At 63.5% G+C, this 19,555-nt stretch carries 14 protein-coding genes and 1 pseudogene; 7 read left to right on the forward strand and 8 right to left on the reverse strand.

From position 1 onward, the window contains the following. The 3 genes from xdh to ssnA all read right to left on the reverse strand — a co-directional run. Positions 1-2,285: selenium-dependent xanthine dehydrogenase (gene xdh, locus Q0J74_RS05160; protein WP_297211646.1), on the reverse strand; the 2,285-nt coding region annotated here is incomplete at its 3' end. 69 nt (positions 2,286-2,354) lie between these two features. Next, positions 2,355-5,351, reverse strand: a complete 2,997-nt coding sequence (ygfK, locus tag Q0J74_RS05165) for a putative selenate reductase subunit YgfK (RefSeq protein ID WP_297211649.1) — start codon at positions 5,349-5,351, stop codon at positions 2,355-2,357. A gap of 107 nt (positions 5,352-5,458) precedes the next feature. Then, the gene (gene ssnA, locus Q0J74_RS05170) at positions 5,459-6,799 is read right to left on the reverse strand and encodes a putative aminohydrolase SsnA (protein WP_297211651.1); all 1,341 of its coding nucleotides are present in this window, start codon (positions 6,797-6,799) and stop codon (positions 5,459-5,461) included. A 368-nt stretch (positions 6,800-7,167) separates the two neighbouring features. Here ssnA and Q0J74_RS05175 point away from each other — a divergent pair, with 368 nt between their 5' ends. Further along, positions 7,168-7,806: a helix-turn-helix transcriptional regulator gene (locus Q0J74_RS05175; protein WP_297211654.1), complete on the forward strand. Its 639-nt coding sequence runs from the start codon at positions 7,168-7,170 to the stop codon at positions 7,804-7,806. Positions 7,807-7,867: 61 nt separating this feature from the next. On the opposite strand, the gene Q0J74_RS05180 is transcribed toward Q0J74_RS05175, so the two are convergent. Further along, positions 7,868-9,196 (reverse strand): uracil-xanthine permease family protein, encoded by a 1,329-nt coding sequence (locus tag Q0J74_RS05180; protein ID WP_297211657.1) that lies wholly within the window; start codon positions 9,194-9,196, stop codon positions 7,868-7,870. Positions 9,197-9,686: 490 nt separating this feature from the next. After that, entirely contained in the window at positions 9,687-10,061 is a 375-nt protein-coding gene (locus Q0J74_RS05185; protein WP_130870127.1) for a RidA family protein, read from the reverse strand. Between the two features lie 197 nt (positions 10,062-10,258). Here Q0J74_RS05185 and Q0J74_RS05190 point away from each other — a divergent pair, with 197 nt between their 5' ends. From Q0J74_RS05190 to nagZ, 6 genes are all read left to right on the forward strand, one after another. Beyond that, entirely contained in the window at positions 10,259-11,026 is a 768-nt protein-coding gene (locus Q0J74_RS05190; protein ID WP_297211661.1) for an ABC transporter ATP-binding protein, read from the forward strand. Continuing rightward, complete coding sequence (locus Q0J74_RS05195; protein WP_297211664.1) at positions 11,016-12,773, forward strand: ABC transporter permease; 1,758 nt, start codon at positions 11,016-11,018, stop codon at positions 12,771-12,773. Before Q0J74_RS05190 ends, Q0J74_RS05195 begins: the two co-directional genes overlap by 11 nt. Before the next feature lie 129 nt (positions 12,774-12,902). Continuing rightward, the gene (secG, locus tag Q0J74_RS05200) at positions 12,903-13,139 is read left to right on the forward strand and encodes a preprotein translocase subunit SecG (RefSeq protein WP_297211667.1); all 237 of its coding nucleotides are present in this window, start codon (positions 12,903-12,905) and stop codon (positions 13,137-13,139) included. Positions 13,140-13,293: 154 nt separating this feature from the next. Further along, positions 13,294-14,145 (forward strand): helix-turn-helix domain-containing protein, encoded by an 852-nt coding sequence (locus tag Q0J74_RS05205; RefSeq protein WP_297211669.1) that lies wholly within the window; start codon positions 13,294-13,296, stop codon positions 14,143-14,145. Positions 14,146-14,196: 51 nt separating this feature from the next. Beyond that, positions 14,197-16,281 (forward strand): ribonuclease R, encoded by a 2,085-nt coding sequence (gene rnr / locus Q0J74_RS05210; protein ID WP_297211672.1) that lies wholly within the window; start codon positions 14,197-14,199, stop codon positions 16,279-16,281. Then, positions 16,278-17,561, forward strand: coding sequence for a beta-N-acetylhexosaminidase (gene nagZ / locus Q0J74_RS05215; RefSeq protein ID WP_297211675.1), 1,284 nt, complete (start codon positions 16,278-16,280; stop codon positions 17,559-17,561). The genes rnr and nagZ overlap by 4 nt, the downstream gene beginning before the upstream one ends. A gap of 60 nt (positions 17,562-17,621) precedes the next feature. On the opposite strand, the gene sdaAA is transcribed toward nagZ, so the two are convergent. The 3 genes and pseudogenes from sdaAA to Q0J74_RS05230 form a co-directional block, all read right to left on the reverse strand. Further along, positions 17,622-18,491 (reverse strand): L-serine ammonia-lyase, iron-sulfur-dependent, subunit alpha, encoded by an 870-nt coding sequence (gene sdaAA / locus Q0J74_RS05220; RefSeq protein ID WP_297211678.1) that lies wholly within the window; start codon positions 18,489-18,491, stop codon positions 17,622-17,624. Between the two features lie 13 nt (positions 18,492-18,504). Continuing rightward, positions 18,505-19,173: an L-serine ammonia-lyase, iron-sulfur-dependent subunit beta gene (gene sdaAB / locus Q0J74_RS05225; protein ID WP_297211680.1), complete on the reverse strand. Its 669-nt coding sequence runs from the start codon at positions 19,171-19,173 to the stop codon at positions 18,505-18,507. 81 nt (positions 19,174-19,254) lie between these two features. After that, positions 19,255-19,555 (reverse strand): annotated as a pseudogene (locus tag Q0J74_RS05230) (ribonuclease Y); the annotation flags it as partial.

Consider the following 19,555-nt stretch of genomic DNA (forward strand, 5'->3'; position numbering starts at 1 on the left):
TCAATCTGGCCCTGGATGGAGATGGGGTTGACCACCTTGCCCGAGTCGTGGGCGGCCCACACCTCTTTCACCTTGCCCTCGTCGTCCAGAATGACCACATGGGTGGCAAAGCCGTAGGCCACGTGACTCTTGGGGTTGGGGACGTCGGCGCCCAGCTTGTCGGTGGGGTCGAAGAACTCGGCAAAGTACTCCTTGCCCTCCAGCTGGCTCAAATCGCCGCCCGCTGCGTCCAGATCCTTCTTCACGTCGGCGCACACCATCCGCACCGCCTCGCCGGTAATGAGGGTCTGGCGGGAGCCGGAGGTGGTGCCGGAGTCGGGGGCCACCTCGGAATTCGCCCCCATGTTTTTCAGCTTCTTCTTGGGCAGGCCCAGGGTCTGGGCCATAATCTGCAAAAAGACGGTGAAGCAGCCCTGGCCGATGTCGGAGGCGGCGGAGTACAGCTCCACCATGCCGTTGTGGATAACCACCTTGGCCCGCCCCTTGTCGGGTAGGCCCACGCCCACGCCGGAGTTCTTCATGGCGCAGGCGATACCCGCCCGGCCGGGATTGGCCTCATAGGCGTCCTTCACCGCCAGCAGGGTCTCCTTCAGGGCGGTGGAGCAGTCGGCGATCTGGCCGTTGGGGAGGACCTTCCCCGGCTCGATGGCGTTGCGGTAGCGGATCTCCCAGGGGGAGATGCCCACCTTCTCCGCCAGCAGATTGATGTTGGACTCCAGAGCAAACTCACTCTGGCACACGCCGAAGCCCCGGAAGGCGCCGGCGGGGGGATTGTTGGTGTAGTAGCCATAGCCCCGGATGTCGGTGTTCTGGTAGCAGTAGGGACCCACCGAGTGGGTGCAGGCCCGCTCCAGCACCGGCCCGCACAGGGAGGCGTAGGCGCCGGTGTCGAAGTAGATTTCGCAGTCCAGGCCGGTGAAAATGCCGTTCTCATCGCAGCCCAGGGTGAAGGTCCCCTCCATATAGTGGCGCTTGGGGTGGAAGTTGATGGACTCCTGCCGGGTGAGCTTTACCTTCACCGGGCGGTTGAGCTTCAGGGCGGCCAGCACCGCCAGATGCTGCACCGACACGTCCTCTTTGCCGCCAAAGCCGCCGCCCACCAGTTTGTTTTCCACCACGATCCGCTCAGGCTCCCAGCCCAGCATGATGGAAATCTCTTTCCGGGTGTCGTATACGCCCTGGTCGGAGGTGTATACCTTCACCCCGTTCTTGTAGGGGAAGGCCACCGCGCACTCCGGCTCCAGGAAGGCGTGTTCGGTGAAGGGGGTCTGGTAGCTCTGGGTAACCACATACTTGGAATTGGCCAGAGCGGTCTTGGCGTCGCCCCGGGTGACGTGGCGGGACTGGCACAGGTTGCCCTTGGAGTGGACCAGGGGGGCGTTCTCCGCCATGGCCTGCTGGATGGTACACACCGGCTCCAGGGGCTCGTAGTCGATCTTCACCAGCTTCTTGGCCTCACGGAGTACGGCCTCACTTTCCGCCACCACCAGGCAGATGGCGTCGCCCACGCAGCGGGTGACCTCTCCCTTGGCGATAAACACGTCCCAGTCCTGCTGGATGTGGCCCACCTTGTTGTGGGGAACGTCGTCGGCGGTGAGCACGTCCAGCACGCCGGGCAGGGCCAGGGCGGCGCTGGCGTCGATGTCCAGAATCCTGGCCCGGGGGTACTGGGAGCGGACGGCGGAGCCGTACGCCATGCCGTCCATCACCACATCGTCGCAATACTCCCCGGTACCCAGCACCTTTTCCCGCACGTCGGTGCGGAAGGCTCGGTCGCCCACCTGGTAGCGGTCGCCCCCCTCCAGCTCGGGGTCGATTTTCTCCTCTCCCCGGAGAATGGCGGCGGCCAGGGCGATGCCTTCAATAATCTTCTTATAGCCGGTGCAGCGGCATACGTTGCCCCGGATGGCTTTTTTGATCTCCGCCTCGGTGGGGTTGGGGTTCTGGTCAATGAGGGCCTTGCCCGCCATCACCATACCGGGGATGCAGAAACCGCACTGCACCGCCCCCACCGAGCCGAAGGCGTAGACAAAGGCCTCCTGCTCGTCGTAGCTCAGTCCCTCCACAGTGAGGATGGTCTTCCCCACCGCCTTTTTGGTGGACAGGATACAGGCCCGGACGGCCTTGCCGTCCACAAGGATGGTGCAGGTGCCGCAGGCGCCCTCGCTGCACCCGTCCTTCACGGAGGTGAGATGGAGGTCGTCCCGCAGGTAGCGCAGCAGGGGCTTCTCCTCCTGGGTGGTGCGAAGGACGCCGTTGACGGTAAATGAATAGCTCTCGCTCATCTGAGGTACCTCTTTTCCCATAGGGGAACAGCCCGCCGCCCCCGGGGGGCGGCAGGCCTGTCCGCCCGCTTATTTCAGCAGATAGCTGTAGTTGTCATACACCGCGCAGATCAGGCTGCGGAGAGGCTCATACAGGCCGCAGTCCTTGTCGGCCACATCGTACTCCTTCACCTGGCCCTCCAGACGCACCCGGGTGTTGGTGCCGTCCAGCTTCAGGAAGCCCTGGTTCTCGCTGTTATTAAAGTCCTCCTCGCTCCAGAACAGGGTAAACTTGTCCTTGTAGGGGCGGGAGTCGTAGGGGCAGAAGGTGGCGCAGTTGCCGCACTCGTTGCACATACCGTCCACGTGGACGATCTGCCGCTGGCGCATGCCGGGTACCGCCACGGCCACATTGGCCCGGTTGGGGCAGACCTCGGTACAGGTCTCGCACACGGTGGCGCAGCCCAGGCAGCGGATGTCCTCACAGCTGCCGCAGTCGGCGCACAAATCGCCCCGCTTGCTCAGCGGCTTCTGGTAGTCGGGATTCACGTTCTTCTCCACGTAGGTATCCACGTCAAAGTCCTGAATGGCCCGGGCGGCGCGGGTGGCGTCGGAAATGGCCTCCACCACGGTGCCGGGACCCTTCATGCCGTCGCCGATGACGAACACATTGCGGACGGTGGACTCCAGGGTGGCAGGGTTGACCACGGCCTTGCCCCGCTTATCCACCTCCAGCCCGTTGGCGGTGTAGAGGGCGGTGTCCACCTTCTCCCCCACGGCGGTGATGACGGTGTCGGCGGGGACGGTGGCCACCTTTCCGGTGTCCACCGGGGAGCGGCGGCCGGAGGCGTCGGGAGCGCCCAGCTCCATCACATGGCAGGTGAGCACGCCGTTCCGTACCCCCACAGGGGCCAGCAGCTCCTGGAACTCCACCCCATCCGCCAGGGCAAACTCCAGCTCCTCCTGGTCGGCGGGCATGTACCGCTTGGTGCGGCGGTACACCAGGGAGACGGTCTCCACACCGGGGATACGCTTGGCGGCCCGGGCGGCATCCATGGCGGTGTTGCCGCCGCCGATGACCACCACGTGCTTGCCCAGGTTCAGGCTGCCGGGGTTCTTCTTGGCGGCCTCCAGGAACTGGATCACGTTCATCTCCTCGCCGTACTCCATGCCGGCGCTGCCCTTGTTCCAGGCGCCGGTGGCCAGGATGACGTGGGTGTAGCCCTTGCCGAAGAGCTCCTGCACGTCCTTGACCTCGGTATTCAGCTCCACCTTTACGCCCATGGCGTTCATCAGGCGCACATCGTTGTCGATGGCCGCGTCGCTGATGCGGAAGGCGGGGATGACGTGGCGGACGATACCGCCCAGGGAGTCCTTGCGCTCAAAGACGGTGACATCCACTCCGGCCCGGCCCAGGAAGTAGGCCGCCGACATGCCGGCGGGGCCGCCGCCGATGACGGCCACCTTCTTGCCGGAGACGGGGGCGCCGGGGCGCAGCTTGGGCAGCAGGGCGTCGAAACCGCCCTCTGCGGCCCGCAGCTTCTGGGTGCGGATGTACACACTCTCCTCGTAGGCGTTGCGCATGCACTTGTCCTGGCAGCGGTGGGAGCAGATGGTGCCGGTGATGAAGGGCAGGGCGTTGCGGTGGGTGATAATTTCCAGGGCCTCCTCAAACTTGCCGGCGTTCACCCGCATCAGGTAGGCGGGGATGTCCTGCTCGATGGGGCAGCCGTTGCGGCAGGGGGCGGAGAAGCAGTCGATGAGGGGAACCTTCTTGTCCACCTTGCGGCTGGGGATGGGCTTCATGGGCTTCTGATAGTGGACGTCGGTGACGAACTCCTTCACCAGGGCGTCCACCTTGGCTACGTCCACCCCGCCCCAGGGGGCGCAGGGGATGTCCATCAGCAGGCCGCCGATCTGGCTGAAGCGCTGGTAGCCGCCGGACTTGAGGAGCGTGGTGGCCATGGTGATGGGCCAGATGCCGGCGTCAAACAGGGGCTTGACGGAGAAGGCGTCGGCACCGCCGGAGTAGGAGATGCGCAGCTTCCCCTCAAACTCGTGGGCCAGTTTGCCCGCCAGGGACAGGGACAGGGGGTAGAGGGAGCGGCCGGACATGTACATCTCCTGGCTGGGCAGCTCCCCGGCCTTCACGTCCACGGGGAAGGTATTGGTCAGCTTCACCCCGAACTCCAGGCCCCGCTCGGCGGTCAGCTTCATCAGGCGGCGGAACATGGGAACGGCGTCGGCCCACTGGAGGTCTTCCACAAAGTGGTGGTCGTCAAAGGCGATGTAATCAAAGCCCAGGCCGTCCAGAGTCTTGCGGGCAAACTCATAACCCAGCAGGGTGGGGTTGCACTTGACGTAGGTGTTCAGGTTCTTCTCGGTGATGAGATAGGTGGCGATGCGCTCAATCTCGTCGGGGGGGCAGCCGTGGAGGGTGGATTCGGTGATGGAGTTGGATACCTTGGGGGAGATGGCCTTGACATAGGCCTCGTCCACGTTCTGGAACTTGTCCAGGTTGTGGAGGGTCCACTCCATGCACTCCTGCCACACGGCGCTGGAAGAGGCGTCCTTCATGCCCTCAATATACTTGTCGATCTTCTCGCTCTGGATACCCGCCAGATCGTAGCCCACGCTCATGTTGAACACGAAGCCGTCGGGGTCGCCCAGGCCCAGTTCCTTGGCCAGCAGCTTGCAGGCAAACCAGCCCTTCACATACTCGTCAAAGGCCTGGGGGACGTACAGCTCGGTGGACCACTCGCAGTTGTAGCACTCGTCGGCGGCGGTGATACAGGGCTTGGCCACGCACTTGGAGAGCTCGTCGCCGTCCATGATCTGCACCGTCTTGAGCTCAAAGAACCGGGCGCCGGCGGCATAGGCGGCGATCAGGTTCTGGGCCAGCTGGGTGTGGGGGCCGGCGGCGGGGCCGTAGGGGGACTCGATCTTCTCCTCAAACATGGGCAGGGCCTTGCCGTCGGTGTGGCGCACCAGCTTGGACACTCCGAAGATGGAACCCTGGTTCTTGTACTCGGTGAGGACCCAATTCATCAGGTTGGAAAAGGGAATGGGGCGCATGATATCGCTCATATTCTTCGACCTCCAGTTGTTTTAGATGGGCCGGTAAAGGCATCGGCCCCTGCGCGCGGGGACTTTTTATTCCGTAGGGGCGGATGAGCGCATCCGCCCCCTTGCCCTTAATAGACGCGGTGGTTCAGCTCGCCCCACAGCTTCTTGGCCTGCTCCATGGTCCAGGCGTTAATCTTGTCCTCGTCGATGCCCACAAACTCCCGGTCCTTGTAGAGCACCTTTCCGTTGATGATGGTGGTGCGGCAGTTCTTGCCCATCATGCCGAAGAGCATGTGGCCGTCGATGTTCTCGGCGGAGAAGGGGGTGAAGGGCTTGTAGTCCATCACAATCACGTCGGCGGCGGCGCCGCTCTTCAGTACGCCCAGGGGCTTTTTGAAGTAGCGGGCGCAGATCTTGGCGTTGTTTTCAAACAGCATGCCGGTGGCCTCGCACCAGCCCACGTTGGGCAGAGCGGCGTTGTGGCGCTGCATGGGCAGCAGCACCTTCAGGCTCTCCAGCATGTCGTGGGTGTAGGCGTCGGTCCCCAGGCCGATGAGAATTCCCTTCTGGTACATCTGGAGCACCGGGGAGCAGCCCACCGCGTTGCCCATGTTGGACTCCGGGTTGTGGCACACCATGGTATTGGTCTCCTTGATGATGTCCAGCTCGGCGGGAGAGACGTGGATGCAGTGGCCCAGCATGGTCTTCGCCCCCAGGATGCCGTTGTACAGCAGCCGGTTCACCGGGCGGCAGCCGTAATTGCGCAGGGAGTCGTACACGTCGTTCATGCCCTCGGCCACGTGGATGTGGAAGCCGGTCATGCCGTCGTTGGCTTTCACCATCTCCTCAAAGGTCTTGTCGGAGATGGTGAACAGGGCGTGGCCGCCGAACATGGCGCGGATCATGTCGTCGTCCTGCTCCTTGGCCCACCTGGCAAAGTCGGCATTCTCCTGAATGGACTGGGCGCACTTCTCCGCCCCGTCCCGCTCGCTCACCTCATAGCACAGGTTGGCCCGGATGCCCAGCTCCTGGCACACATCCTTGATGGCAAACAGGGAGCCGGGAATCTCGCAGAAGGAGGCGTGGTGATCGAAGATAGTGGTGACGCCGTCCCGGATGCAGTCCAGCACCGTGGCATAGGCGCAGGCCCGGGTGCCGTCCATGGTCAGGTGGCGGTCGATGTTCCACCACATCCCCTCCAGCACCTCCAGGAAGTTGGTGGGGTTGTTGCCCTCAATGGCCAGGCCCCGGGCCAGGCCGGAGTAGATGTGGGTGTGGACATTGATGAGGCCGGGCATGATGACCCCGCCCTTGGCGTCCACAAACTCCGCTTCCGGGTACTTGGCCTTCATCTCGGCCAGGGTACCTACCTCTTTGACGGCCTCGCCGTCCAGCACCACGGCGCCGTCCTCCAGGTAGGGCAGCTCCGGATCGCGGGTAATCAGTTTTCCGTTTCCAACCAGCAGCATGTGCGGTTCCTCCTGTCCTTATTTTGTTCTGAATGTGCGCAAAAAAACGTCCATCCCTTTGGGATGGACGCGGATTTTTCGCAGAGGCGGCGGCGCACTGCGCACAACCTCCAGACGAATTCCAGGTCCATCCAGCCCGTGCGCAAAAGCACTCCGTTGCAGCCACAACCAAACTTTTTAAATTTGTGGAATACTAACAGAATATTTCGCTCTACGGGTCTATGTTACCACGAAAACAACAAAGTTGCAACACTTTTGTTTCAAAAACTAAAAAATTTTTAGGCCGCATAATTTTGTTGAAATTACAGCGTTCTGTGGTAAAATAAAACCATCGCACCGAACAGACCCGATCAAAGGAGAGAAGCCACGTGTTAGACGCCTCAACGCTGCAATTTCTGTTCAAGCTGGCCAAGGGAATCGCCAGCCAATTCGGTCCCAACTGTGAGGTGGTGGTCCATGATCTGGCCACCAACGACCCGGAGAGCTCCATTGTCGCCATTGAAAACGGTGAGGTCACCGGCCGCAAGGTGGGGGATGGCCCCTCCCATGTGGTACTGGAGGCCTTGCGCGGGGAGAGTAGCCAGCTCCAGGATCACCTAAGCTATCTGACCCGCACCAAGGACGGGAAGATTCTCAAGTCCACCACCATTTACATCCGGGATGACGACGGGGACCCCATCGGCATTTTCGGCATCAACTATGACATCACCCTGATGCTGGCCATGGAGACCGCCCTGAAGCAGTTCACCGCCACCCAGCAGGAGGAGAAAGAGCCGGAGGCCATCTCCCGCAACGTCTCCGATCTGCTGGACGAGCTCATTCAGCAGAGCGTGAAGATTGTGGGCAAGCCGGTGGCCCTGATGAGCAAGGAGGACAAGGTAAAGGCGGTACAGTTCCTCAACGACACCGGCGCCTTCCTCATCACCAAGAGCGGCGACAAGGTGTGCAAGTTTTTCGGCATCTCCAAGTACACCCTGTACAGCTACATTGACGAGGCCAAGGAGTAAAACGCAGCCCGGAAAGGACCCGGCTCCATCACAGCGGTGGAGCCGGGTGCTTTTTGTCCTGTTACTTGGAGGTCTTCTCCTTGGGCAGGGCCAGGTTGAGGATGATGGCCATAATGGTGGCCACCACCACGGAGGAGGAGCCGAACACGGTGTTGACCCAGGCGGGGAAGCCCTCGCCGGCCAGACAGCCGGACACCTGGGTGATGCCCACGCCCAGGGCCACGGACAGGCCCACCACGGAGCTCTTCCGGGGGCTGAAGCCACCCTCGGTAATCATACGGATGCCGGTCATGGTGATGGTGGCGAACACGGAGATGGTGGCGCCGCCGATGACGCACTGGGGAATGGTGGTGAGCAGGGAGGCAAACTTGGGTACCAGACCTGCCACCAGCAGAATGAGGGAGGCCAGCACAAACACCGCCCGGTTGATGACCTTGTTGACGGTGACGATGCCCACGTTCTGGCTGTAAGAGGCAGTGGGCAGGCCGCCGAAGAAGGCGCCCAGGATGCTCATGATGCCCTGGCCGACAATACCGCCGGACAGCTCCTTGTCGGAGGGCATCCGGTCCATACCGCCCATGGTGGTGGAGCTGAGGTCTCCGATGGTCTGCACCGCATTGACCACATACACGATGGCCAGGGAGACACAGGCGGAGGGTACAAACTTAATCTCAAAGGGCATGACCTCGGGCAGGGCGAACCAGGCGGAGGAGCCGATGCCGGACAAATCCACGATGCCCAGGAAGTAGGCCAGAACGTAGCCCACAATCATGCCGAAGAGGATGGCGCCCAGCTTGAAAATGCCCTTGGTAAAGTTGGACAGGATGACCACCACCGCCAGGGTGACAAGAGCCACCACCCAGCTGCGCACGTTGCCGAACCACTCGGTACCCTGGCCGCCGGCCATGTACTTTACGGCGGTGGGATAGAGGGACAAGCCGATGGTGAAGATGACGGTGCCTGTCACCAGCGGGGGGAACAGGGGGCGAATCCATTTGACAAAAATGCCGAAGATGATGGCCACAATACCGCCCACGATCTCGGCGCCCAGGATGGTGGCAATGTCAAATTCCGCGCCAATGGCCTGGAGGGTGGGGATGTACGCGAAGCTGATGCCCATAATGACGGGCAGCCCGGAACCGATGCGCCCAAAGATGGGGAAAAGCTGGAGCAGGGTGGCCAGGGCGGTCAGAATCAAGGAAACCTGAATCATCAGGGTCTTTTCCGCCTCGCTCAGGCCGCAGGTGTTGGAGACCAGAATGGCCGGGGTGATGATGCCCACCACGGCGGCCACCACGTGCTGAAGGCCCAGGGGAATCAGCTGGCCCGGCTGTGGAATCCCCTTCCATTGGAATACGGTATCAGTGCTGCTGAGTTTAGAAGTACCCATTCCTTTCACCTCACAAAATTTTTTTAGCGCAAACAATCTTTTTTACAACCAAACTATAACCGATTTGAACGGAGGATGCAAGGAAAATATCAAGAGCGGCATCCAAAAAGAGGGAGACAAATTTGTGGAAAACAGACAAAACGCAAAGAGGAACAGCCCGCAATACGGGAAAAACCACCCAAAAGTAAACCAATAAGTTTAAAAAAAGCGGCCATCCCGGAGGACGGCCGCTTTTTATGCGGACACTTGTTTTCTTGACAGCGACAAGTTTGCGTACAAAGAGCACACCTTACTTGACCGCAACAGCCTCGATCTCGAAGAGCGCGCCCTTGGGAAGGGCGGCCGGCCCATGCGGCAAAGCCGCATGGGAACCCGATTGCACTTCCGCGGGCGAAATGAATTCGCCCGGCGGCGAGGTTTTGCTCCGCAAAACACTCGCACGCGCCACTTGGCGCGGTCCAGGTGGCCGCCGCATGTCCAGGACCGGTCCTTACTTGACCGCAACAGCCTCGATCTCGAAGAGCGCGCCCTTGGGAAGGGCGGCCACCTGGACGCAGGAGCGGGCGGGAGCCTCGCCGGTGAAATACTCGGCGTAGATGGCGTTGATGGCGGCAAAGTCGTTGATGTCGGCCAGGAACACGGTAGTTTTGGTGACATCGCAGAAGTCCATGCCGCCGGCCTTCAGCACGGCGCCCAGGTTGTCCAGGGCCTGGCGGGCCTGAGCCTCCACACCGGCGGGCAGCTCCCCGGTGGCGGGAATCAGGCCCAGCTGGCCGGAGGTGTACAGGGTGTTACCCGCCAGCTTGGCGTGGCAGTAGGGACCCACGGCGGCGGGGGCGTTGGCGGCGGAAATGGTCTGGTTCATAAGTGGTTCCTCCTTATAAAAATGTAGCAGCTTTCCACTCCATTATAATAGCGCGCAGAAAAAAATCAAGGCCAACTTAAAAAATTTCTGTTCCCGCCTGAAAATCGTGCAAAAGTCTTCACAAAAGGGTAAGAGGGACTTTGCACTTTTTTAAGAAACTTCTGCTATTCTGGACCAAACAAAAGGGAGGAATAGACATGGAACCCATTTTGCACGTGGAGCACCTGGTGCGGGAATACGGCGGCAGATGCAGCCTGACCCGAGCCATTGACGATGTGAGTTTCTCCGTGGAGCGGGGAGAATTTGTGGGAATTATGGGGGCGTCGGGCAGCGGCAAGTCCACCCTGCTCAACTGTGTCTCCACCATCGACACCCCCACCAGCGGGCGCATTTTTGTGGAGGGGCGGGAGGTGACCGGCCTGAAGCCCGGAGAGATTGCCCGCTTCCGCCGGGAGCGGTTGGGCTTTGTGTTCCAGGACTGCAACCTGCTGGACACCCTCACCGCCTTTGAGAACATCGCCCTGGCCCTCACCATCCGGGGGACAAATCCCGGCCTGGTGGAGAAAAAGGTGCGGGAGACGGCGGAGCTGCTGGAGATTTCCGACTGTATGGACAAATATCCCTATCAGATGTCCGGCGGCCAGCGCCAGCGCACGGCGGCGGCCCGGGCCATCGTCACCAATCCCGCCCTGGTGCTGGCTGACGAGCCCACCGGCGCCCTGGACTCCAAGTCTGCCAAGCTGCTGCTGGACCGGTTCGAGGCCTTGAACCGCCGGCGTGCGGCCACCATTCTTATGGTCACGCACGACGCCTTTACCGCCAGCTATTGTCACCGCATTCTGTTTCTCCAGGACGGAACGGTGCTCACTCAGCTGGAGCGGGGCGCAAAGAGCAGGAGAGACTTTTTCCGGCAGATCATCGGCGTGGTGACCCGGCTGGGAGGTGACCAGAGCGATGTTCTCTAAGCTGGCCCTCAAAAACGTCCGCCGCAGCGTAACGGACTACGGGGTGTGGTTTCTCACCATCGCCTTCGGCGTATGCCTGTTCTATGTGTTCAATGCCCTGGAGACCCAGACGGTGCTGCGCTTCCTGGCCCAGCATCCCAAAACCAACATTGTGGAGGCCATCCGGGAGCTGATCGGTATGCTGTCCGTCTTTGTGTGGGCGATACTGGCCTTTCTGATCCTCTATGCCTCCGGCTTTCTGGTCCGCCGGCGGAAAAGCGAACTGGGTACCTACCTGCTGCTTGGCATGGAACGCTGGCAGGTGGCCCGGCTGCTGCTGACGGAAACGGTGTGCATCGGCGCCGTCGCCATGGGGCTGGGGCTGGCGCTGGGCATTCTGGCGGCCTGGGGACTGAGTGCTTTCACCGCCGGGTTCTTTGCCGTACCCATGACCTTCTTTACCTTTTCTGTCTCTGTCCCCGCCCTGGTCAAGACCGCCCTGGCCTTTGCCGCCATTTTCCTGCTGGTGATGGTGTACCACGTCTTTGCCGTCTCCCGATGCAGGCTTATCGACCTGATGCAGGCCGGCCGGGTGAACCAGGAGCTGCGGCGGCGGAGTCTGGGGGCTTCGGTGGCTCTCTTCCTGGCGGGGGCTGCTCTGCTGGTAATCGCCTACGCCATGCTCCTCACCCGGGGCCTGCTGCGGGTGGACGCCCTGTTCTGGGTGATGATTGCCCTGGGCAGTCTGGGAACCCTGCTGTTTTTCCGCTCCCTGTCCGGCTTTTTGCTGCACGTCTGCCGGAGCAGCAGAGGACTGTGGTACAAACGCCTCAATTTCTTCGTGCTGCGGCAGTTCAACGCCCGCATCAACACCACCTACCGCTCCATGACGGTGATCTGCCTCATGCTGCTGTTGGCCCTGGGCATCACCGCCAGCTCGGTGGGCCTGAACAATACCGTGGGGCAGATGGCCGAGCAGCTGAACCCCCGGGATGCCCAGCTGATGTTCTGGAGTGAGACGGCCGCCTCCCAACCCGACCTGCCCGCCATATTAAAGGAAGGGGGCTTTGACGTGGGGACGGCCTGCTCCGCCTGGGCCAGCTTCCCGGTGTACGGGGGCGGGTTAATCTCCCAGAGCAGCCTGGACATGCTGGCTGCCCGGTTCGGGCCGGAGGAGGCGGCGGACTTTTTGGGGCGGGAAGCTCTGTCCGTCCAGCCCGACGGGGAGCTGGGAGAGGCCGGCTTCTGGTATTTTCTGGCCGACTATGCCGGGGACAGGAACGCCGCGGAGGAGGCCTTCCAGCAGGCTCTGTCCGGCCTGGCGGGGCTGGGGGACTACGTCTGGTCCAGCAGGCTGCAAAGCTGGCTGGATCTGATGGGGACCAAGGTGCTGGTGCTCTTCATCGGACTGTACCTGGGGGTGGTGTTTCTGCTGGCGTCGGCTGCGGTGCTGGCCCTCCAGCAGCTCACCCAGGCCGCCGACGCCGTGGGGCAGTACCAGGTACTCTCCCTGCTGGGAGCTTCCGCCAAAATGCGGGGCCGGGCGGCGGATGCCCAGGTGTTCCTGGCCTTTTTCCTTCCCCTGTCCCTGGCCCTGGTCCACGCGGCGGTGGGCATCACCGCCGCCAATGCCGTCATCGCCCAGGTGGGCAAGGTAGACGCCGCCGCTTCTTCCGCTGTCACCGCCCTGCTGCTGGCGGTGGTGTACGGGGGCTACTTCCTGGCCACCTGCTGGGGCAGCCGCAGGATCTTGCGTACTTCCCGGTAAAAGTGTGAAAAAACCCTTGCAATCGGCCCTGAAATGTGCTATCATACCTCTTACGTGTGAGAGTAGGCGCGGTTTCGGCCCGCCAAACGATAGCAACAAACCCCTGCGGGGGCGAAAGGACGATGTAGCGTGGATATCACCAAGCTGGTTCTGAGCATTATTGATGTGGCGGCCTGCCTGTTCCTCATCGCCGTGGTGCTGCTTCAGTCCGGCAAGAGCGCGGGCCTGTCCGGCGCCATCGCCGGTGTGGCGGACACCTTCCTGGCCAAGAACAAGGCCAAGAGCTGGGACGCCAAGCTGGCCAAGATTACCAAGTGGGTGGCCATCGGGTTTATGATCCTGACCTTTGTCATCTGTCTGCTCTGAGAAACCGAGAAAAACGCCCTTCCGGCCACGGAAGGGCGTTTTTTGCTGAAAAAAGGCACGGTGCAACTGCCGGTTGCGTCCATTGAAAGGCCGCTTGGTGGACAAAACCGACCTGTTGGGGTATGCTGATGGGGAACGGGGAAGGAGGAATACCATGACATTGGGAGAGAAAATCAGCCGCCTGCGAAAAGCCGGGGGGCTGTCCCAGGGAGAGCTGGCCGACACACTGGGGGTATCCCGACAGTCGGTGTCCAAGTGGGAGACCGACGGTGCGGTACCCGATCTGGACAAGCTGGTGGCCCTGAGCCGCCTGTTCGGCGTAACCCTGGACCAGTTGGTGTGCGGGGACGGGGCGGAGCCGGCCAAGGCGGAGGAGCCGGCCAAGCCGGACCCCGGCAGGGGCCGGCGGACGGTGGGCGGGGTGCTGCTGGGCGTGGGCCTGCTGGGCTTGACGCTGCTCACCCTTCTGGGCGGATTGGACGGATTGGTGCTGAGTCTAATGTTCCTGCTGCCCTTTGTGCTGTGCGGCACTCTGTGTTTGAAAAACGTCCGGCGGTTGGGGCTGTGGTGCGCCTGGGCGGTCTACCTGCCTCAGCAGGTGTACTGGACCATGGCCACCGGGATCACTTGGAAACTGACTCTGAGCACGCCCCATTTTACCAGCGAAATGAACTATATGCGCCTATTTATCGGTTGGGTCATGCTGGCCGCCATGGCGGCCCTGACGGCAGCCACGGCCCGCAGCTTTTCCGGCCTTCGGAAGCGGCCTTCCCCCGGCGCGGTGGGACTGGCCGGGGTACTGTGGGCGGCAGCCCTGCTGATTTGGCGGCTGCGCTCCCTGCTTCTCTTGCCGTTTGCGGATGAGAACGGCATCATCCGGCTGCCCGGTCTGGTGACCGGACTGCTCCAGGGCGCCTGTGCCGCCGGACAGACCGCCATCCTGGCGGGAGCGGTAACCCTGACCCTGGCCCTTGTCCGGGGCGGACGGAAGCAGACGTTCCGCTGACTTTAACGGTCCTCCCGCAAAGAAGCCGGAGGGCCGTATCTTTTCGTTGAGGTGGGGAACGAAAGGGGGTATAATAATCAGAGTGAACACGGAAAGGAATTTTATATGAAAGAATTACAGGAACTCATTGGAATTTATCAGGCCACCGGCCGGGGCTTCGGCTTCCTCATCCCGGAGGAGGGGGAGGACTGTTTTATTCCGCCCCGGTCCCAGGGGAGCGCCTGGAATGGAGATCAGGTGGCGGCGGTGGTTACCCAGGAGGATGCCGCCACCGGCCGCCGGACGGCCCGGGTGACCCGGGTGCTGGAGCGGGCCAACCAGACCGTCATCGGCGTGCTGGAGAAGCACGACCACACCTTGTGGCTGCGGCCGGACAGCCAGCGGCTGCCCGGCCTGATCCAGGTGGCAACCCGCCGGCGGGACCTGCGGGCGGGGGAGCGGGCAGCGGTGTCCATGACCAGCTTCGGCGGGGACCGCCATCCCCCCGTCGGCACCCTGCGGGAGACCTTCGGCCCTGCCGACCGGCGGGAGAGCGCCGTGGCCGCCATTCTCTACAGCCATGACATCCGTCGGGACTTTCCCCCGGCGGTGATGGACCAGACCGCCGCCATCCCCCAGCTGGTCCAGACCGCCGCCCTGGCCGGCCGCCTGGATCTGCGGGACAAAACCATCTTCACCATTGACGGGGACACCTCCAAGGACTTTGACGACGCGGTGAGCCTGGAGCGGGACAGTCAGGGCCGCTGGGTGCTGGGAGTCCACATCGCCGACGTGAGCCACTACGTCCGCTCCGGCACCCCTCTGGATCTGGAGGCCTATGAGCGGGGGACCTCGGTGTACTTTGCCGACCAGGTGATTCCCATGCTGCCCGAGGCCCTGTCCAACGGCATCTGTTCCCTCAATCCCGGGGTGGACCGGCTGGCTCTGTCCTGCATCCTCACCTTGGACCGCGAGGGGGCCGTGGTGGACCATCAGCTGGCCAAGACCGTGATCCGCTCCCGGGAGCGGATGACCTACGCCAACTGCAACAAGCTGCTGGCGGGGGAATCCCCCTCTCTGGCGGCGGACTATGCCCACATCCTGCCCATCCTGCGGGACATGGCGGAGCTGGCCAAGGTGCTGGAGGCCCGCCGCCGCCGGCGGGGCGGCCTGGACTTGGAGACCCAGGAGAGCCAGGTGGTGTGCGATGAGCGGGGGGAGCCGGTAGCGGTGGTGCTCCGCCGCCAGGGGGAGAGCGAAAAGCTCATTGAGTCCTTCATGCTGGCCGCCAACGAGTGCGTGGCCCAGCACCTGGCAGCGGCGGGGAAGCCCTGTGTCTACCGGGTCCACGAAAAGCCCTCCACCGAGAAGACCGACGCCCTGCGTACCCTGGTGGCGTCTCTGGGCTATAACCTGAAAACCGCCGACGGCCCCGGTCTGCAAAAGCTGCTGGACTGGGCCAAGGGCCGGCCGGAGGAGGGGGCGGTATCCCTGATGGTGCTCCGCTCTCTGATGAAGGCCCGGTACGACGGGGAGAACCTGGGCCACTTCGGTCTGGCCGCCCCCTTCTACTGCCACTTCACCTCCCCCATTCGCCGCTACCCCGATCTGATGGTACACCGCATCCTTACCGCCCTGCTGGACGGCAAATGGGACAAGGAGGGCCGGAAGCTGGCCGCCGCCGTCCCCCGCTCCGCCCTCCAGTCCTCCCAGCGGGAGCTGGCCGCCCAGCAGGCCGAGCGGGAGATTGAGAAGCGGTATCTGGCGGAGTATATGGCCCACCACATTGGGGAGTCCTTCACCGGCACAATCACCGGCGTCACCCGCTTTGGCCTGTTTGTCATGGTGGCGGGGGGCGTGGAGGGACTGCTGCCGGTGGAGGCTCTGTCCGGCGGTCCCTGGGAATACGACGAGGCCCGGCTCACCCTCCGGGCGGACGGAGGCTGTGGGTGCTACACCCTGGGCATGGAGCTGGAGGTGGCGTGCGCCGCTGCCGATCCGGTGAGCGGCCAGGTGGACTTTCTCCTCCCAGGCGAGTCTCCTCTTCCCGCCCGGAATCCCCGGAAGGAGGAAAAGAATCAGCCGCCCCGCCGGAAGGAGCGGAAAGGCCGGACCATGTATGTCCCCAAGCGCCGCAAGGGGGGCAGAAAGCGATGACAAAACGCTATCTTATACTCCCATTATTCCTGCTTGTAGTTGTTTTGGCGGCCTGCGCCAGCCGGCAGGCCCCCGCTGCCACCCCGGAAGCGGCCGCCCCTGCTCCCACGGCGGCAACTCCCACGCCCACCCCCCAGCCCACGCCCACCCCCGATCCGGCGGCGGAGCTGCTGGCCGGGATGACGGTAGAGGAAAAGGTGGGCCAGCTGCTGGTTGCGGGCATTGAGGGCCTGGAGCCGGGGGCGGACGGTATCCAGGCGGTGGCGGAATACCGGGTGGGCGGCGTCATCCTCTTTGGGCGCAACGTGGAGAGCGGGGCGCAGTTGGTGGCCTTGACCAACGGGCTCAAAGCCCTCAACGAAGCGCAGGTCCCCCTGTTGCTGTGCGTGGACCAGGAGGGAGGGCGGGTGGACCGGATGCCCCCGGAGGTGGCGGATCTGCCGGCGGCCTACCGGTTCGGCCAGATTGCCGACCCGGACCAGAGGATGGACGCCTGCTTTGCCCTGGGCCAGGCGCTGGCGGCCCAGTGTGCCGCCTTCGGCTTCAACCTGGACTTTGCCCCTGTGATGGACATCTGGTCCAATCCGGACAACACGGTAATCGGGGACCGGGCCTTCGGCTCTGATTTGGAGGCGGTGACCTGCGCCGCCAACGAGACCGCCTGGGGCATCCTCAGCGGCGGGGTGATCGCCGCAGCCAAGCACTTCCCCGGCCACGGAGACACGGCGGTGGACTCCCACTACGGCCTGCCGGTGGTGAACAAGACGGTGGAGGAGCTGCTGGACTTTGAGCTGGTACCCTTCCGCCAGGCCATGGATTCCACCTGCGTCTACGGCGCGGCGGGGGGCGATTCGGCCATTCCGGTCCTTATGGTGGGCCACATCCTGGTGACCGCCCTGGACGCGGAGCATCCCGCCTCCCTGTCCCACCCGGTGGTCACCGGCCTGCTCCGGCAGGAGCTGGGCTTTGACGGGGTGGTGTGTACCGACGATCTCACCATGGCCGCCGTGTCCGACACCTACGGCATGGGGGAGGCCGCCGTGCTGGCAGTGGAAGCGGGTTGCGATTTGCTGCTGGTGTGCCATGAGGCGGACAACCTCACCGCCGCCCGGGACGCCTTGCTGGCGGCGGTGGACAGCGGACGGCTTTCCATGGAGCGGCTGGATGAGAGCGTGTACCGCCTCCTCTCCCTGAAACTGAATTGGGAGCTGACCGATCAGCCGGTGGACCTGCCGGACGTGGAGTCCCTCAACAGGCAGATTCAGGCCGTCCTGCCCTGATAGGAAACGAAACATCGGGTCCCGTCCCCTCCGCGGACGGGACCCGATGTTTGTTGTGTGTCAGCCGCAGCCGCCGCACCGCTCACAGGCGGCGGGGGTGGCGGCGCAGCCGCCCAGGGCGGTCTCCCGCAGCTCGGCGGGAAGCCGGCGGCCCACGTTGTACATGGCGGCCAGCATTTCGTCAAAGGGGATGAGCTGGGGAACCCCGCTGAGGGCCAGCTCGGCGGCCACCAGGGCGTTGGCCACTCCGGCGGCGTTGCGGCTCTGGCAGGGAAATTCCACCAGGCCGCCCACCGGGTCGCACACCAGCCCCAGCATATTCATCAGCACGGTGGAGGCGGCATTCAGGCACTGCTCCGGCCCGCCGCCCATCAGCTCCACTGCGGCGGAGGCCGCCATAGCGGCGGCCACGCCCACCTCCGCCTGACAGCCGCCCACCGCGCCGGCCACGGTGGCGTTGCGCATGGCCAGGTAGCCCACCGCGCCGGCGTTGAACAGCCCGTCCAGCAGCCGCTGGTCGGAGATGTGGTACTGCTCCTGAAGGGTCAGCAGCAGGGCGGGAACCACCCCGGAGGAGCCGGCGGTGGGCGCGGCCACAATCAGGCCCATGGATGCGTTTACCTCCAGCACCGCCATGGCGTAGGTGACCGCCCGCTGGAGCACCGGGCCGCAGATATCCCGCTTTTCGGCGGCGTGGGCGGCCAGGCGCTTGGCCTCGCCGCCGATGAGCCCGCCCATGGAGCGCAGGGGGGTCTCGAGAGGCTGGGTGGTGGACGCCCGCATGATCTGGAGCACCCGCGTCATGCGCCGCTCCACCTCGTCCGCCGCGGTCTCCCCCAGCAGGCACTCCCGCCGGCGCATGATCCGGGAGATGGGCTGCCCCTCCTGCCGGCACAGGGCCAGCAGTTCTGTTCCGCTTTTGAAATCCATCTGCTCCCCTCCTCTACGGCTGCACCAGCATGACGTCCTGGATGTTTGGGTTGCCCCGGAGCTGACCGGGAATGCCATCGGGGAGGGTTCCGTCCGACTCGATGATGCTGTACGCCGTGTGACCCCTGGCCTCCCGGAACAGCCGCATAAAGGCGATGTTCACATGGTGGTCGCTGAGCACCCGGGTGATGTGGGCCACTACACCGGGGGTATCCCGGTGGATCACGATCAGGGCGCTGTACTCCCCGGTAAAATCCACCTCTACCCCGTTGATGCGGACAATCTTGACCTTCCCGCCCCCCAGGGAGACCCCCCGTACCGTCATCACCTGTCCGGCGGCGTTCTCCATTCGGATGTCCACGGTGTTGGGGTGCAGCTCGGTCTCGGCCTCGTCGGCGGCAAAGGCAAAGGCCAGCCCCCGCTCCCCGGCGATCCGGAAGGAATCCCGGATGCGGATGTCGTCGGTGGCAAAGCCCAGGATTCCGCCCAGAAGCGCCCGGTCGGTGCCGTGGCCGCGATAGGTTTTGGCAAAGGAACCGTACAGGGTGAACCGCACGCTGGTCAACGGCGGGGCGATGAGCTTTCGGGCCAGTCCCGCGATCACCGCCGCCCCGGCGGTGTGGGAGCTGGAGGGGCCGATCATGTTCGGCCCCAGCACGTCAAAGACGCTGATAAAAGGCATGGCAAACCTCCTTCCTGTCAGAACGAAAAGAGGCTTGCTGTCCCCAATCGGCAACAGCAAGCCTCGTTGCGTGTCGGAAGATTATTTGGCGTAGTCCACCACTTTGGTCTCCCGGATCATGTTCACCTTGATCTGGCCGGGGTACTCCAGCTCTTCCTCGATTTTCTTGGCGATATCCCGGGCCAGCAGCACCATCTGGTCCTCGCTGACCTTGTCGGGAGCCACCATGATGCGGACCTCCCGGCCCGCCTGGATGGCAAAGGATTTCTCCACCCCGGGGAAGGAGGAGGTGACCTCCTCCAGCTTCTCCAGGCGCTTGATATAGTTCTCCAGATTCTCCCGCCGGGCGCCGGGCCGGGCGGCGGAAATGGCGTCGGCCGCC

It is taken from the genome of uncultured Flavonifractor sp. (genome assembly GCF_944387675.1).
Classification (GTDB): domain Bacteria; phylum Bacillota; class Clostridia; order Oscillospirales; family Oscillospiraceae; genus Flavonifractor.